15 protein-coding genes are annotated in these 15,083 nt (G+C 45.1%); 12 read left to right on the top strand and 3 right to left on the bottom strand.

Features of this window, described 5'->3' with window-relative positions; all coding sequences use genetic code 11:
- Positions 1 to 78 precede the first annotated feature (78 nt).
- Positions 79 to 1,380, bottom strand: coding sequence for a uracil/xanthine transporter (locus AB1K83_RS08840; RefSeq protein WP_413057820.1), 1,302 nt, complete (start codon positions 1,378 to 1,380; stop codon positions 79 to 81).
- 131 nt (positions 1,381 to 1,511) lie between these two features.
- Between AB1K83_RS08840 and AB1K83_RS08835 the strand changes: the two genes are divergently transcribed.
- The gene (locus tag AB1K83_RS08835) at positions 1,512 to 2,120 is read left to right on the top strand and encodes a methyltransferase (RefSeq protein WP_413057819.1); all 609 of its coding nucleotides are present in this window, start codon (positions 1,512 to 1,514) and stop codon (positions 2,118 to 2,120) included.
- Positions 2,121 to 2,435: 315 nt separating this feature from the next.
- Here the strand turns inward: AB1K83_RS08835 and AB1K83_RS08830 are convergent, their stop codons facing one another.
- The gene (locus tag AB1K83_RS08830; protein ID WP_413057818.1) at positions 2,436 to 4,883 is read right to left on the bottom strand and encodes an EAL domain-containing protein; all 2,448 of its coding nucleotides are present in this window, start codon (positions 4,881 to 4,883) and stop codon (positions 2,436 to 2,438) included.
- Positions 4,884 to 5,306: 423 nt separating this feature from the next.
- Here AB1K83_RS08830 and AB1K83_RS08825 point away from each other — a divergent pair, with 423 nt between their 5' ends.
- From AB1K83_RS08825 to AB1K83_RS08805, 5 genes are all read left to right on the top strand, one after another.
- Positions 5,307 to 6,473: an ROK family transcriptional regulator gene (locus AB1K83_RS08825; RefSeq protein ID WP_413057817.1), complete on the top strand. Its 1,167-nt coding sequence runs from the start codon at positions 5,307 to 5,309 to the stop codon at positions 6,471 to 6,473.
- Between the two features lie 353 nt (positions 6,474 to 6,826).
- A complete protein-coding gene (locus AB1K83_RS08820) occupies positions 6,827 to 7,006 on the top strand; it encodes a hypothetical protein (RefSeq protein WP_413057816.1) in 180 nt (59 codons plus the stop codon).
- Between the two features lie 18 nt (positions 7,007 to 7,024).
- The gene (locus AB1K83_RS08815; RefSeq protein WP_413057815.1) at positions 7,025 to 7,219 is read left to right on the top strand and encodes a hypothetical protein; all 195 of its coding nucleotides are present in this window, start codon (positions 7,025 to 7,027) and stop codon (positions 7,217 to 7,219) included.
- Positions 7,201 to 7,434, top strand: a complete 234-nt coding sequence (locus AB1K83_RS08810) for a chromate transporter (protein ID WP_413057814.1) — start codon at positions 7,201 to 7,203, stop codon at positions 7,432 to 7,434. The genes AB1K83_RS08815 and AB1K83_RS08810 overlap by 19 nt, the downstream gene beginning before the upstream one ends.
- Entirely contained in the window at positions 7,397 to 7,699 is a 303-nt protein-coding gene (locus AB1K83_RS08805) for a chromate transporter (RefSeq protein ID WP_413057813.1), read from the top strand. Before AB1K83_RS08810 ends, AB1K83_RS08805 begins: the two co-directional genes overlap by 38 nt.
- Before the next feature lie 97 nt (positions 7,700 to 7,796).
- Here the strand turns inward: AB1K83_RS08805 and AB1K83_RS08800 are convergent, their stop codons facing one another.
- On the bottom strand, positions 7,797 to 8,111 hold the full coding sequence (locus AB1K83_RS08800) for a winged helix-turn-helix transcriptional regulator (RefSeq protein WP_413057812.1): 315 nt from the start codon (positions 8,109 to 8,111) through the stop codon (positions 7,797 to 7,799).
- 165 nt (positions 8,112 to 8,276) lie between these two features.
- Here AB1K83_RS08800 and AB1K83_RS08795 point away from each other — a divergent pair, with 165 nt between their 5' ends.
- From AB1K83_RS08795 to AB1K83_RS08770, 6 genes are all read left to right on the top strand, one after another.
- Entirely contained in the window at positions 8,277 to 9,125 is an 849-nt protein-coding gene (locus tag AB1K83_RS08795; RefSeq protein WP_413057811.1) for a VOC family protein, read from the top strand.
- Between the two features lie 68 nt (positions 9,126 to 9,193).
- Positions 9,194 to 9,790, top strand: a complete 597-nt coding sequence (locus AB1K83_RS08790) for an NADPH-dependent FMN reductase (protein WP_413057810.1) — start codon at positions 9,194 to 9,196, stop codon at positions 9,788 to 9,790.
- Between the two features lie 458 nt (positions 9,791 to 10,248).
- Entirely contained in the window at positions 10,249 to 11,250 is a 1,002-nt protein-coding gene (locus AB1K83_RS08785; protein ID WP_413057809.1) for a tripartite tricarboxylate transporter substrate binding protein, read from the top strand.
- Between the two features lie 111 nt (positions 11,251 to 11,361).
- Positions 11,362 to 13,602 (top strand): sulfatase-like hydrolase/transferase, encoded by a 2,241-nt coding sequence (locus AB1K83_RS08780; RefSeq protein ID WP_413057808.1) that lies wholly within the window; start codon positions 11,362 to 11,364, stop codon positions 13,600 to 13,602.
- Between the two features lie 28 nt (positions 13,603 to 13,630).
- Positions 13,631 to 14,608 (top strand): formylglycine-generating enzyme family protein, encoded by a 978-nt coding sequence (locus AB1K83_RS08775; RefSeq protein ID WP_413057807.1) that lies wholly within the window; start codon positions 13,631 to 13,633, stop codon positions 14,606 to 14,608.
- Positions 14,605 to 15,078 (top strand): tripartite tricarboxylate transporter TctB family protein, encoded by a 474-nt coding sequence (locus AB1K83_RS08770; protein ID WP_413057806.1) that lies wholly within the window; start codon positions 14,605 to 14,607, stop codon positions 15,076 to 15,078. The genes AB1K83_RS08775 and AB1K83_RS08770 overlap by 4 nt, the downstream gene beginning before the upstream one ends.
- The last annotated feature ends 5 nt before the right edge of the window (positions 15,079 to 15,083 follow it).

The following is a 15,083-nucleotide window of genomic DNA, read 5'->3' as shown; positions in this document are numbered from 1 at the left end:
TAGAATCCAAAAATTTCTATCCATATGGCTGAGTTTCCCTAATAGAAAAAAGCCGCAAATGTTTGCGACTTTCATAATTTATTGATTTACCTGCAACCGTCCCCCAACCCAATAGATCAATTCCATTAGCAAGGCGGCCAGGATGCCCATCAATAATCCGCTCGATAGTAGGGGTTGGACCAGTTCGGGCATGGTGGCGAAAACACTGGCGGGCAAGGTCATGATTGATAATCCCAATAACGCCGGCAAAGCCACGCGGTAAATGGTTTTCGGTTCGAAAGACAGTCCCTCGATATTGCGGAGAGCGGAGCGAAACAATTGCAAATAGGCGACAAATAACACTGTATTTCCGACGCTATGCGGAATGGTAGAGAAAAATGCGCTTAAAGGCGGGACTAGCCCAAGAAGGATGAATAACACGGAGCCGACGACGAAGGGAGCACGTTCCTTGATTCCAGTAGACTGCAAGAACCCTAATGATGACGCGTACGGTGCATACGGCACGAGACCGAGTATCCCCGAAATGGTCGTCAACAAGCCGGTAATGAAAAAGGAGCTTTTGTATTGTTTCGGTGTCGTCTCCTTTTCAAAAATATCCTCCGCCCCTTTCAGCGTGGCGATCGTATTTGTCGTATTCAGTAGGCCAGTAATGACAACCGTCAGTACAATCCCCCATTCTAATGACGGCGGCCCCCACGGAAACCAATTGAGGAAAGGGGTCGTCCGGATTGTTTCTGAAGCTTCCCCAGGGAATAAAAGAACGGCTCCGATCCAACCGGCCACCATTCCAATGAGCAGGTTCAAGCTGCTGACAATCCCCTTCCCTTTCACTTGAATCAAAATGGTTAGTGCAGCCAGTAGGAATGAAAAACCGGCGACTTTCAGATCAATCGTATCGCCTGTATTCAGGCCGATCATACCTTTTAGAAAAATGGTGATGAGCTGATTAGCCAATAACAGCAAAAACACGAACATGACAATCGGAGTGAACCATTTTTTCAGGATTTCCCCCATGCCGAGCATGCCCAACACCATGACAAGGCCCCCGGATATCATGACACCGACAGCAATACTTCCGCCGACGGTCAGTAAATCGAGGTTTAGAGTACTCGCGGTTGCGGCCACACTGAGGATAACCCCCCACCACAGCCCAGATTGACCTTCCATCAATGCCAAGCGATGGCCCACAAACGCTTGAAGGAGGCAGGCGATCCCCGTGAAAATAAAGGAACGTTGGATGGCGGATACAATTTCAACTTGCTCCAATCCGAAAGCGCCTCCGACCGAAATCGGGATGACGACCGTATTGGCGAACATGAAAAATAACCATTGAAATCCGGCTAACCCGGTAACTGACCATTTTAATTGAGCTGATTCCATCCAATCGATCCTTTCTTGCGACAGTCAGAAAACTATCAGATTATTATAACATAAGAAAAGAAAGGGTTGTAATGAAGTTTGATAGAATAGAATTACATTGAGAATTTTGCTGGGATGGCAGGTGGAACGCGATGAATGATAAAGAGTTTGATCGATTGTTAGGGGTCAAAACGGCTGGGATGCGGGAGTGGCTGACACAGTCGTCGCATTATAACCGGTACGAGGCGACACCTTACCGTGCATTGGAGGCATTGTTTCAAGAATATCCATTGGAAAGGGAAGATGAGGTCGTTGATTTTGGAAGCGGGAAAGGGCGTCTTGCCTTTTATATTGCTGACCGTTTTCAAGCAAAGGTCATAGGCATTGAGATGAATGGACAGCTCTACCATGAGGCGCTTGATAACAAGGCTAAATTCGAGGCCAAAAGAAGCCGCCATGCTGGATTCATACAATTCGAACGTTGTCAGGCGGAAGAATATGCGATTGAGCCCTCGCAAAATAAGTTTTACTTTTTCAATCCATTTTCCATACAGATCTTCATGACGGTAGTGCGCCGAATTTTGCAAGCGACGCGAAATCGGGAAGTCGATCTCATTCTCTATTATCCGACAGACGATTATGTTGAGTTCCTTGAAACGAGGACGCCATTTTGGCGGGTAAACGAAGTACCGGTGCCTGGCCTATACGAAGAGGACAGCAACGAGCGGTTCCTGATCTTTCGCCATACACCTTTTGAATGAGAAGCTTTTATCCGGGGATATGAGCGGTTACCGTGAGGTATGATCTCTTGTCCGAAGTTATGAGCGTTTCGCGGGAGATATGAGCGGTTGCCGTGAGGTATGATCGCTCGTCCGAAGTTATGAGCGCTCGGCGGGGGATATAAGCGGTTGTCGAAAGATATGGGCGCTCGTCCGATATTATGAGCGTTCAGCGAGGGATATGATCGGTTGTTGAAAGATATGATCGCTTGTCCGAAGTTATAAGCGTTTCGCGGGAAATATAAGCAGGGGTGCCCGACGGAAAGGGCCGTTCTCCTAGAACGGCCCCATAAAAAATTAACTTGGTACTTCCGAATTAATCTGCGCTTCAATCAGGAGTTCTTCCACTTCCATAACGGGAAGAGGTTTTGAAAAGAGGTAGCCCTGTACTTCATCACATTGTAAATTGTTTAAAAAGAGGGCTTGTTCCTCGGTTTCCACTCCTTCTGCAATGACGTTGAGGTTCAGGTTTTTTGCAAGATCAATGATGGATTTAACGATTACCCGGTTTTTAGGCGTCATTTCCTGTACAAAGGATTGATCAATTTTCAAGTGGCTGATCGGAAAGGAGCCCAAATAACTGAGAGATGAATAGCCCGTACCGAAATCATCGATACTGACGCTCACCCCAATCTCGTTTAACTGGGACAGGACGGATTGGCAAAGATCCACGTCCATGGTCATGCTTTCGGTAATTTCGATGTTCAACTTTTTGGGGTGAAGTCCCGTTTCATCGAGAATATTTTGGACTTGCGACACAAAAGCGGACTGCATAAATTGCCGCATGGAGACGTTGACACTAATACGAACGGCTGGAAGTCCTTTCTTCTCCCATTTCTTCGCTTGCTGACAGGCTGTGCTGATAATCCAATGGCCGATCGGCAAAATCAGCCCCGTCTCTTCTGCAATCGGAATGAAGCGGCCAGGTGAAATGACTCCGAGTGACGGATGTTTCCAGCGGGCGAGCGCTTCCAATCCTTTTAATTGTCCCGTTTTTGTATTGAACTGCGGTTGGTAGTGCAGATACAATTGTCCTTTTTTCAAAGCTTGGCGAAGTTCCATTTCCAGCAGGGTCTTCTCCAGCATGGAATCCCGCAACTCTTTGGTGAAAAATTGATAGGTACTCTTGCCATATTCTTTTGATAAGTACATGGCGGAGTCCGCATTGCTCAACAAGGTATCATAATCATCCCCGTCTTGAGGGAACATGCTGATGCCAACGCTTGCGGAAACGTATACCTCTACCGAATTGAAGAGGAATGGCTCTGAAATCTCATCAATGATCTTGGCGGCAACGGATTCCACTTCGGCAGCATTGGAGGAAGGAAACATCACGACAAATTCGTCCCCATTTAGGCGGGCGACGACGTCTTTTTCGCGTACGCATAGTTGGAGGCGTTCGCCCACGGCCTTCAGCAATTGATCTCCAACAAGATGGCCCATGGAATCATTGACGTTCTTAAACCGATCCAGATCAATGAACATGATGGCCAGCTCTTCTTCTTTCAGCTTGGCTTTTTGGATCGCTTCTCTTACGCATTCCTCCAAAAGCCTTCGATTCGGTAATCCTGACAGTGAATCGTAATAGGCCATACGCTCGATTGTTCTCTCTGCTCGTTTTCGTTCCGTGATATCGCTTGCCGTACCGACAACTTCCACCACTTGTCCATTTTCAAAGATAGGAGACAGGTAAAATAAAAAAGTGTGGCCGTGATAACTCAGTTCAAAATCTGTCTCTTTTCCTAGCAGTCCGAGCATCAATTGGCTGTGAACACTGTCTGTCCTTGTTTTTAGATTCTTGATGCCTTTCAAATTTCGATTGATTTTTTCTACCGTGAAGTTGAACTTCTCAGCAATTTTTCCTTCTATTAGCGTGAAGACGATTTCACCGTCATCATCCAGTGTATATTTGAAGATCGCATTTTGTAGATTTTTAACAGTTTGTCGGAAGTCATTTTTCAACGCTTCTTCCAGAGACTTTTCTGCCTCTATACGTGCAGTGATATCTGTACGGATGGCAATATATTGATAGGGCTTTCCATTTTTATTGAGAAAGGGCACGATGGTAGTATTGACCCAGTAGGCACTCCCATCCTTTGCCTGGTTTTTAATATCGCCTCTCCAAATTTGACCATTTCCGAGCGTGTCCCACATTTCCTTGAAAAATTCTTTTGAGTGATAACCCGAGTTGACTACTCGGTGAGTTTTACCGATCAATTCTTCAGATGAATACTTGGAGAGTTTCAGGAACTTTTCGTTTACATATGTAATTTTGCCTGCCGGGTCGGTAACGACAACAACGGAGGACTGGTTTAGTGCATTTTCAATGTTTCGGAGATTTTCGACCGCTTCCCTATATTTAAAGTTAGCCAGTTCTTTGCTTGTAATATCCGTATCGACCGAAAGGAAATGGGTATTTACGCCATGGTCATCCAAAATGGGAATGACAGTGGCGTTGACCCAAAAAGGAGATCCGTCTTTAGCGAAATTCTTCAAATTTCTCTGCCAAACTTTCTTTTCGGCAATTTCTTTTTCCACTTGTGGAATGGAACGCTCTGCCGTAAAGGTCGGATTGAGCATGCTAAAACTTTGCCCAATGAGCTCGCTGTCCTCATACTGGGATAAAAGGCAAAAGTTTTTATTTACATACGTGAAGATTCCTTGGCGGTCCGTAATCCACACACAAAACTTCTCATCCAGAAGATAAGAGATAGATGGAATGTTTTTAAATGCATCTAATACCATGGCAGATTTCCTTTCTCTCACAAATCGATAAGGAATTGTTTAGTAAGTTATAGACTAAAATATACAGAGGTCAGTATAGGTAGTATGTATTATAACACTTTTAATTATAAGTATCTATTGAAATTTATTTAATTCTGATTACTCAAAATGAAATAGGTGTAAATTATTTAATTGGAAATAATGAATGTGCTCCTTTTTCACAAAGTGTTAGAAAGCCAGTTGTTTCAAGCGTTTAATTTTAAATTGAAGAGGGGAATAATTACAAAAATCATTTGGGACATGTTATAATTTTTTCAATATATGATAATCATATTTGTTTAATAGCGGGATTCTATATTATTAATTTTTTGAAGTGCCTTAATATTCACGTGCAAAAGATAGGATATTGCTTATAATGTATAGTAGAAAGAGTGGGAAATGGGAATGAAAAAATTTTTAATGGATGATTCAAGGAAAAACGAGTTGCCGAAAATGGTATATAAATTGATTCATCACTTCGGCCCCATCACCAAAATCGATTTAGGGCAGCATATTCAACTGAAGCCGACGACGATGACGCGACTGATTGACGAACTGCTGCAAATGGGATGTATACGGGAGGCAGGAACCGGTCCATCGAGCGGGGGACGACCGCCCATCTTGTATGAAGTAAATGAAGCAGCGGCATGGATAATCGGTATTGACCTTTCTAGAAATGCAAGCCGGCTTGTTTTGACCGATATGAAATTCAACGTGGTGGATCAATATGCACTACTGATGACAAATTGCCATACGCCGGATGTCGTGTTCGAGGAAATCAAAGGCGTCATCAGAAATTGGCTTAAAATGTATTCGATTTCCACTGATGAACTTCTTGGAATTGGTGTGGGCACGGTTGGACCAATATTGAGAACCGAAGGGAAAGTTATGAACTCAGAAAATTTTCTGGCACCCGGATGGGATCTGGTCAATATTTCAGCCGAGCTTTCCGAATTTTCTACCGAATTGTCGGTTGATAACGGAGCGAACTCCGCAGCGATTGCCGAATATTATTTCTATGACGAATTGTACACAAATATCATATACTGTATTAATGGGTATGGAATACGGGGTGGCGTCCTCCATAATGGGAAAGTTACCTCCTCTCGCCAAGGGGATACGAGCGCTATGGGACATCTCATCGTACAGGCAAATGGAAAGGTTTGTATTTGCGGGAAAAGCGGATGCCTTTCTGCCTACGCGACGCTACCTGCCATGATTAAGGATTTTAAAGCGGTAAGCGGCAAATCTTGTGATTCAGAGCAATTTCTGGAGGAAATCAATGCTGGCAATGAACAAGCGATTTTCATTGCAAAACAAGGCGCTTTTCATATGGGAATCGGATTAGCTAATATGATAAATACGCTCCGGACGGAACTGGTTGTCCTCCACGGACCGCTTGTCTACGGAACTTCCTTTTTCTTTGAAGAGGTAGTACAGAGTGCGAAGTCCCATATATACACGAAAGAAACCCCCTCGCCATTGTTCAAGAAAGGTTCCTTGCGAGAGCGAGCGATTGCGTTAGGAGGAGCGATTCAACTTTTCCACTCTTTTTTTGAATTGAATCAGTAGAGTTCCCTACTTTTCTAAGTGATATACGTAAAAATTTTCGAATGAATTTCATACGGCCGCTATTTAGTGAACTTACGCAGCTATCTTTTTCATCAATCGTGAGGTTTGCAGGGTTATGCAGTTGTTGCGACAACTGCAAACCATTTTAGTGCGACCGTCTTCCTTTTTGAAAAAAGCGAAATATAAAATCTGGACGTGATGGATAGGTTCAATTTTTGCTCTCTTTTATTCAAAAAGGTTAAAAGGGTAGAGAGGATAATTATATGAAGTATAAAAATTTTCGTCTATTACTTCAGTTGTTTTGACCCTTTTTCAAAGTCAGCCCGATTACATTTAGCGTCGGGTTTACCATAATGCAAAAGAAGTGGTCGACCAGCGGGATTGGCTTGGGGAATCGATGTGTTCGCGCTGGCACAATCGCCACCGGGGTCAGTCGGCGTAAACTCCTCCGCTTTTTCGGCTACCGAATTGCGGGATTCAAAGGGGTGATAGCCCCGACAATCGGGATCATCCGGCGTCGAAGCAGCGTTTAAAGGGATTCGTCCCGTTTCGTGACACTTATTGCGTTTGCTGCTATTATGACATTCCGCTCAACCATCAAAGGCAAAGTGACGCTTATCGCTTTGCTGGCTAAACTTTTGCTGTTTCTCGTTTTCCATATTCACCCGGTCGTTTTTGTCTTCGCCGGGTTGGTAGGCGGTTTGGTCGTTCATTACATGAAAAAAATTTGGAGAAAAAAACGGTAGATGAAATCCTGACTCTTTGGAGTTTATTCTTTCTATTTTTTGTTATCGGCTTTGTCTCGTTCGGTGGCGGCTATGCCATCATACCGGTCATTGAACAGGAAGCCCTTCGCCGCGGCTGGATGACTACCCAACAATTGACAGATATCATCGCGATTGCGGGAATGTCGCCAGGGCCAATTGCGACCAATTTTCACGGCTGTTTTCATCGGCTTTGAGACGGCGGGTCTATGGGGCGTCATCATTTCTGCCATCGCTATCACATTACCCTCCATCTTGATCGTTTTTCTGATTGCTACATTCTTTTACAAAATAAATGATATGCCGATGGTGCAATCTGCGTTTTATGGATTGCGTCCGGTCATTACAGCCTTGATCCTGTTCGCGGCCTTTTCATTTTCTAAAACCAATGGACTCCTCACTATTTCACGGGATGCAGTGGTCGGCGGGGGTGTTTGTTTACCAAAAAAATTGTCACTTTGACATTAGTTACAGTGAAAGGAAAAAACAAAAAACAGGTGGAGAAAAACGTTTTGTTTTTCTCCACCTGTTTCTATTTGACGGCCTCCGCAAATGATCTTCAGCCTTCTCCTTCTAGCCATTCCTGTGACCACGTCTCTATTTCCTTCATTAGGGGTTCCAATGCCGAACCTTTGTTGGTCAATGAGTATTCGATGCGAACGGGGGTTTCCGGGAAAACTTCCCGTTTTACGATGCCTTCGTTCTCCAAGTCTTTCAACCGCGCTGACAGTACCCTGCCGCTGACGCCAATGGAGGATTCAATGGTACAAAAACGCTGTGGACCGGAAAGCAGTTGATAAATAATCATGCCGGTCCATCTTTTATTTAATAGGGACATGGCTTTTTCGAATCTGGGACAAATTGATTTATCCAATGAAATCAACTCCTTATTTCTATTATACCTATTATGATAAATAATTGAATTGTATTTTGCGAATTACTTACTTGACGTCCATAATTAATAATTGTATAGTTACTTACATAAAGTAAGTGGTAAAATTCTTAACAAAAGATGCTACTTGATTGAGGAGGAATTCTAATGAATTTTCATCAAGCCCCTTTCACTTTCATTGGGCAAGTGAATTTGAAAGTGGAAAATCTAGAAAGGGCATTAGCGTTTTATCAAGATATCATTGGCTTTCAGATCGTAAATCAAACTGAAAGAACTGCGAACTTATCTGCTGATGGAAAGACGGTATTGTTATCGCTTGAACAACCAGAAAAAGTTGTCCCTAAACAAGGAAAAACGACGGGGCTTTATCACTTTGCTTTGCTTTTGCCAAATCGTTCTGATCTGGCGAATATTGTCTTTCACTTTATAGATAAGGGAGTTCCCATTGGATCATCGGATCATTTAGTAAGTGAGGCGCTCTATTTGTCCGATCCGGATGGAAACGGAATTGAAATTTACACGGATCGGAACCCGGCTGTATGGCAGTGGAAAAATGAGGAAGTTGCTATGACTGTTGATCCGCTAGATTTCCAAGACTTGCTTTCGACCGGGAAACAAGGGGAGTGGAATGGATTGCCGGCCGGCACGGTGATGGGCCATATCCATTTGCATGTTTCCGAATTGCAAAGGTCTGAAGAGTTTTACAGTAAGGGACTTGGCTTTGATGTCGTGAACCGCTACGGTGGACAGGCGCTTTTCATGGCAACGGGAAAATACCATCACCATATCGGACTGAATACCTGGAATGGTGTCGGAGCACCTGCGCCAGCAGCGAATAGTACCGGGTTAGAATCATTTACACTCATGTTGCCGAATGAGGAAAAGCGAAATCAGGTCATTGAGCAGTTGACACGTATTGGTGCACAAGTGATAAAAGAAAACGACTCTTTTTATACAGTGGATCCTTCCGGGAATCGGATTGCCTTGCAAGTATAGGGTAGGCTGTTTCAAGCGAAGGACCTCAAGTCAGAGTTAGACAAACTAATGGATAGGTGGTAAGAACATTGGGTTTTTTTGATAAATTATTCGGAAAACAAAAAGAGGAGAATGAAAACATGACTGAAAAACTAAACATTGGAATTATCTTAGGAAGCACACGTCAAGGCCGGGTCAGTCCACAAGTTGGAGAATGGGTAAAAGGAATTGCTGACCAACGCGACAATGCCAATTATGAAATTGTGGACATTGCCGATTTTAAACTACCGTTTTTAGGAGAAACCGATGGAACAGAGCCAGGAATTGCAGCTTGGAATGAAAAGCTTGCGAATTTGGATGGGTTTGTTTTTATCGTACAAGAATACAACCACAGCATCACTGGCGCATTGAAAAACGCTCTCGATTTTGCTCGAGAAGCGTGGAATGATAAAGCAGCCGGCATTGTAAGTTACGGCTCGACTGGCGGAGCGCGTGCGGCAGAACATTTACGCGGTATCTGTGGCGAATTGAAAATTGCCGACGTCCGCACCCATCCGACACTATCTCTCTTTACAGACTTTGAAAACGGATCAGAGTTTAAACCCCAATCGCTACATCTGGATAATGTAAATGCCATGCTCGATGAAGTGGAAGCATGGAGCACTGCATTGAAAACATTGAGATAAAGAATGCCAAGTTGAACAGAATGAAAATCAGCTTTCAATGAAGTTGGGAAAGACAAAGAGTAACACTACCAAACAGCAGCGGACCTTTCTCTGAGTTAATCGGGAGGTCCGTTGCTGTTTTTCTCGTACATACAAACATTGATAGTGAATGAATAAAGTAGTGGGAGCTTACATTGTTCCGCGCTTCTCTCCCCATTAAAAGCCATAAGGAGTTTGATGTTGTTATCTAGTGACTCTAAAACCTTAATCCGCTTTTCGTAGAAAAAGTTGATCAACATTTCCAACACTTTGCGGGTATCCAATTCTAGTTAGAGTTGGTATGCTTTTGAAAAGTTATTTCTCTTTTCTGAATTAACTTTTATCCAAAAGGGAGAAAACTGGTGAGTGACATTTGAAAACGCTTCCAAAATTACGGAAGATTGGTTACAAACATTAACAATGACTGGGAGGGATTTAGAATGAAAGTTAAAAAGTATGTGATGGGAGCGTTCTTATCGATTGGAATGCTGGCACTGGTTGCCTGTAATAATGCGAGTGGTGCAAACTCTAGCGGTGAGGCGGCGACTGCCGATAATTTTCCAAACAAACCGATCAAAATAATTACCGGATTTGATCCGGGAGGAATCGCTGATACTGGGGCCCGACTCCTGGCAAAAGAGCTTGGTAAAAACTTTGATAATAAAGTGGATATAACGGTTGAGGCTAAACCGGGAGGAGCTGGGGTAGTGGCGATGACAGAGGTCATTAATTCGAAACCGGATGGATACACAATTGGTTTTGGTCCGCTTGGGCCTGTCACGTTGCAGCCTCATTTTGGCCAAACGACCTATCAGTATGACGATCCCGTTATGATCAGTCAAGTAGCTTCCAATGATTTTATGTTAGCGGTCCATAAAGATGCACCATGGGATGATTTTGATTCGTTTCTAAACGATGTGAAAGCTAATCCGGGCAAGTTTTCTTACAGCAATCCCGGTGCCGGCACGTTAGGTGAAATTGCCATGCTGACATTAGCACGTGAGACAGGAATTGAGATAAAAGGAGTGCCTTTCCAAGGAAGTACACCTGCCCGGACGGCTTTATTGGCTAAAGATGTAGACGCGGCAGCGATTGTAGAGACAGATCTCATTTCTTATGCCCAAAGCGGCGATATCAAAATTTTAATTAACTTTGGCAACAAGAAAATGGAGGAGTTTCCAGACGTACCAACGGCGGAAGAAAAAGGATATAACATGAACCATTCCGCTTCCTTTTCTTTATACGGCCCTAAAAATCTTCCAATAGAAATTCGGGATGCCATTGACACTGCCGTGGCCAAAACGATGAATGAAGAAGAAATGAAGGACGCCTTTGTAAAAATTGGATTGCCGCCGAACTATTTAAACGCTGATGAAGCTACGGAATCTGTTGATAAAGAATATCACGTCAATAAAGAAGCTATCGAGTACTCCGGTAAGTGATAGGAAATTGTCGCTTTCCCATACGGGAACCGAGACGATGCAAAATGGAGAAATAGCGGGACAGAAAGGTCGGATAGTATGACACAGCATAGTGAAGAGAGATTTCAGGGAGTGATTGGCCGAACGGTTGATGAGTCGACGCCTTGGTGGCCTGAGGAGCATGCTTCGGATTCGGACCAACCGAATGTCGTCTATATCGTATTGGATGATCTGGGCTTTTCTCAGCTCGGTTGTTACGGCTCCGACATATCCACGCCGAATATGGATCGACTGGCGGCAGAGGGATTGCGGTATACCAATTTCCATACGACCGCTATGTGTTCCCCGACGAGGGCTTCCCTTTTGACTGGCCGAAATCCGCATTCAACAGGCGTTTCATTCGTGTCGGAACTAGATACCGGCTTTCCGAATTGCCGCGGAAAAGTGCGGAAAGACACGGCGATGCTGAGTGAAGTACTGCTGGAAGAAGGGTATAACGCGTTCGCCGTTGGAAAATGGCATTTGGCTCCCGGTAAAGAACAGTCCCATATCGGACCGTTCGATGGTTGGCCGCTTGGTCGAGGGTTTGAACATTTTTATGGTTTCATGAGGGGAGCGACAGATCAATTCCATCCTGATTTGGTGGAAGGAAATCAACGCGTCTCTCAGCCCAAAAGTGTCGAAGAAGGCTATCATCTGACGGAAGATTTAACTGACCAGGCTATTCATTATATTAGAACGCAAAAGTCGGAAGCTCCGAAGAAACCATTTTTCTGTTATTTATCCTATGCGGCTCCGCATGCGCCCCACCAAGCGCCAAAGGAATTCATCGAGAAGTACAAAGGGAAGTATGATAAAGGCTGGGATCTGACGAGGGAGGAATGGTTTGAAAGGCAGAAAGAAATGGGGTTGATTCCCCAGGACACAGTTTTACCGCCAAGCAATCCGGGGGTGAAGGCATGGGAAGAGTTAAGCAAGGATGAACAGCGCTTATACGCCCGGATGCAGGAAGTGTTTGCAGGGTTTCTGGAACATACCGATTACCATATCGGCCGATTCATCGATAATTTGCGGGATTTGGGCCAGTTGGATAATACGTTGATTGTGCTCTTATCCGACAACGGAGCTTGCGGAATGGGCGGCGAGGGGGGAATGGTAAATTCGTGGACGCCTTCCTATAATGCGGTGCCGGAGATTTTAGAGGAAAAGCTAGCCCGCATCGATGAACTTGGCGGGCCGACAGCAAATAGTCATTATCCCGCAGGCTGGGCACAGGCCGGAAATACGCCGCTGAAATGGTATAAGACGTTCACGCATGCCGGTGGAATCCGTTGCCCGCTCATTATCCGCTATCCGGAAAAAATTAAAGATCCGGGTGCGGTTCGATCACAGTACCATTTCGTAACGGATATCATGCCAACCGTATTGGAATTGATCAGTGTGGAGATGCCGACTGAATATAAGGGAGTCCCACAAAAGCCGATTCAGGGGACCAGTCTCCTCTATACACTAGCGGACGGCATGAAAGCGACCCGGAAAAAGGTCCAGCATTTCGAGATTGCTGGAAATCGTGCGATCTGGAATAACGGTTGGAAAGCAGTGGCCCGTCACCTTCCCGACACTTCGTTCGACGATGACGTTTGGGAGCTATATGACACGGTCCATGACTTCACAGAGTCGAATGATTTGGCAGCCGTTTATCCGGAGAAAGTGAAAGAGTTGGTTGCCCTTTGGTGGGAGGAAGCGGAAAAGTACGATGTCTTCCCGCTGGATAGCCGTTCGTTGGAACAGCGATTGAAATTGATCACCCAACGCCGGGAAATGCCGGAAGGTCCGGTTCAACGAGTGTATTACGCATCGCCGGCCATTCATATAGGCAATCAAATACCGGACTTGCGAAATAAAATATTCCAAATTGAAGCGGAGTTGCATCGAGCTGGAACTGGCGATGACGGGGTTATCGTTGCCCATGGTGATCATTCCGGCGGATATACGTTGTTTATCCAAGAAAATCGTCTGGTCTTCCATTACAATTTCTCTAATTTGGAAAGCTATACAATCCGATCAACTGCAGAACTTCCGCTTGGCTCTTATTCAATTACCGTGACGTTTGCCAAAACAGGGGACGATGAAGGGATCATCCGATTGTTTGCAAATGGAAAGCAGATTGGAGAAGGGGAAATTGGTCATACATTTGCCCTAGGCTTTTCACGGAGCAATTTCTATATCGGACAAAATGGGCGTAGCCCTGTCGGCAGTTTCTACCGCTCCCCGTTCCCGTTCAAGGGGAAGCTGGAAAAAGTGAGCTTCACTATAGAGCCTTATAAAGAGGACCTGGAAGCACTCGTATTGGAAGAGTTGTTGACCGAGTAACTAGTAATGTGAGGAAGGAGGGGCCGTCATGCAACCATGTTGCGCAGCCCAAAGGGGACAAATTGCCGTCCAAGAAGAAGTTCCTTCAGTTGTTCTGAAACAGAGCGAGACTTTACTATATCCGGAACGAATGATGGATTTGGCAGGAGGCGATTTCCTAATGGGGACAGACGGGGACGAAGGATTCCGGGCAGATGGAGAAGGCCCTGTCCGAAAGGTGAAAGTCAATCCGTTTTCGATTGATCCATATACGGTGACCAACCGGGATTTCCAACAGTTTGTCAAAGAAACCGGGTATGTGACGGATGCAGAAAGATATGGTTGGTCATTTGTTTTTCATCTGCTCCTTTCCGAGGAAGAGAAGCGGAAGGTGACGACAGTCGTCCAGCAAACACCATGGTGGTTTGTCGTCGAAGGAGCGGATTGGGCGCATCCGGAAGGGCGGGATTCATCCATAACGGGGAGGATGGATCACCCGGTCGTCCACGTTTCCTGGAATGATGCGGATGCGTACTGCCGATGGGCAGGAGTGCGGCTGCCAACCGAGGCAGAGTGGGAATTCGCGGCACGTGGCGGGTTGGTCCAGAAACTATACCCTTGGGGAGATGAGTTGACGGCGCAAGGTACATACCAATGCAATATTTGGCAGGGGACGTTTCCAGATAAAAACACATGCGAAGATGGATATCTGGGTACTGCCCCAGTGGACGCCTACGAACCGAATGGCTATGGACTATACAATGTTGCCGGAAACGTATGGGAATGGTGTGCAGATTGGTTTTCCCCCCATCATGAACGGAGCGAAGTCCTTGTCAATCCAACGGGACCGCCAACCGGAGAGATGAAAGTGATGAAGGGCGGATCGTATCTTTGTCATGACTCCTACTGCAATCGTTACCGCGTTGCAGCACGGACGGGAAATACACTGGATAGTTCATCCGGAAATATCGGTTTCCGCTGTGTAAAAGATGACACTTCCAAGAAAGGGGGCATCTGCCCATTATGAGTGAACGATTTCCAGCTATTTTGCCACCGCTGTTCATGATTGCTTTCGGGATTCTCTTGCTCTTTATTATCCCGCAGCAAATTGCTGAAGTATCCGGCCAAGGTGTAGGACCACGGTTTTTTCCATACGTTCTGGCGTTTATGATCATTTCCATGAGTGTTGTCTCCTTGATTACCAATACGTTGCGAGATAAGGCAGTACAATCTATGGAAAGTACGGAAGCGGGAAAAGAAGACAAGAAAACCGGACGGGTTATCCTATCATTCACATTGCTCGTGTTTTGGGCTTTTTTGAATCCGATCATCGGCTTCGTTGTCACCACTTTCCTATTGACCGTCGCCTTGATGTGGACTATCGGAAGCCGTCATCTATTGAAAATGGGCCTGTATTCGGCAATTTTTACGTTCGTCATTTATTTAATTGCCAAATATCTACTATTACTATCCATTCCAACCGGAATTCTGTTGTAAGGAGG

Origin of the sequence: Sporosarcina sp. 179-K 3D1 HS (assembly GCF_047228905.1) — a bacterium.
Classification (GTDB): Bacteria; Bacillota; Bacilli; order Bacillales_A; family Planococcaceae; genus Sporosarcina.
Note: the sequence above shows the minus strand (reverse complement) of the source record. Positions and strands in the feature narration are given on the sequence as shown.

Coding starts and splice junctions, on each gene's coding strand:
- AB1K83_RS08825 (WP_413057817.1), top strand. CDS start 5,307: ATGAAAAAATTTTTAATGGATGATTCAAGGAAAAACGAGTTGCCGAAA.
- AB1K83_RS08785 (WP_413057809.1), top strand. CDS start 10,249: ATGAAAGTTAAAAAGTATGTGATGGGAGCGTTCTTATCGATTGGAATG.
- AB1K83_RS08775 (WP_413057807.1), top strand. CDS start 13,631: ATGCAACCATGTTGCGCAGCCCAAAGGGGACAAATTGCCGTCCAAGAA.
- AB1K83_RS08820 (WP_413057816.1), top strand. CDS start 6,827: ATGCAAAAGAAGTGGTCGACCAGCGGGATTGGCTTGGGGAATCGATGT.
- AB1K83_RS08795 (WP_413057811.1), top strand. CDS start 8,277: ATGAATTTTCATCAAGCCCCTTTCACTTTCATTGGGCAAGTGAATTTG.
- AB1K83_RS08835 (WP_413057819.1), top strand. CDS start 1,512: ATGAATGATAAAGAGTTTGATCGATTGTTAGGGGTCAAAACGGCTGGG.
- AB1K83_RS08840 (WP_413057820.1), bottom strand. CDS start 1,380: ATGGAATCAGCTCAATTAAAATGGTCAGTTACCGGGTTAGCCGGATTT.
- AB1K83_RS08830 (WP_413057818.1), bottom strand. CDS start 4,883: ATGGTATTAGATGCATTTAAAAACATTCCATCTATCTCTTATCTTCTG.
- AB1K83_RS08770 (WP_413057806.1), top strand. CDS start 14,605: ATGAGTGAACGATTTCCAGCTATTTTGCCACCGCTGTTCATGATTGCT.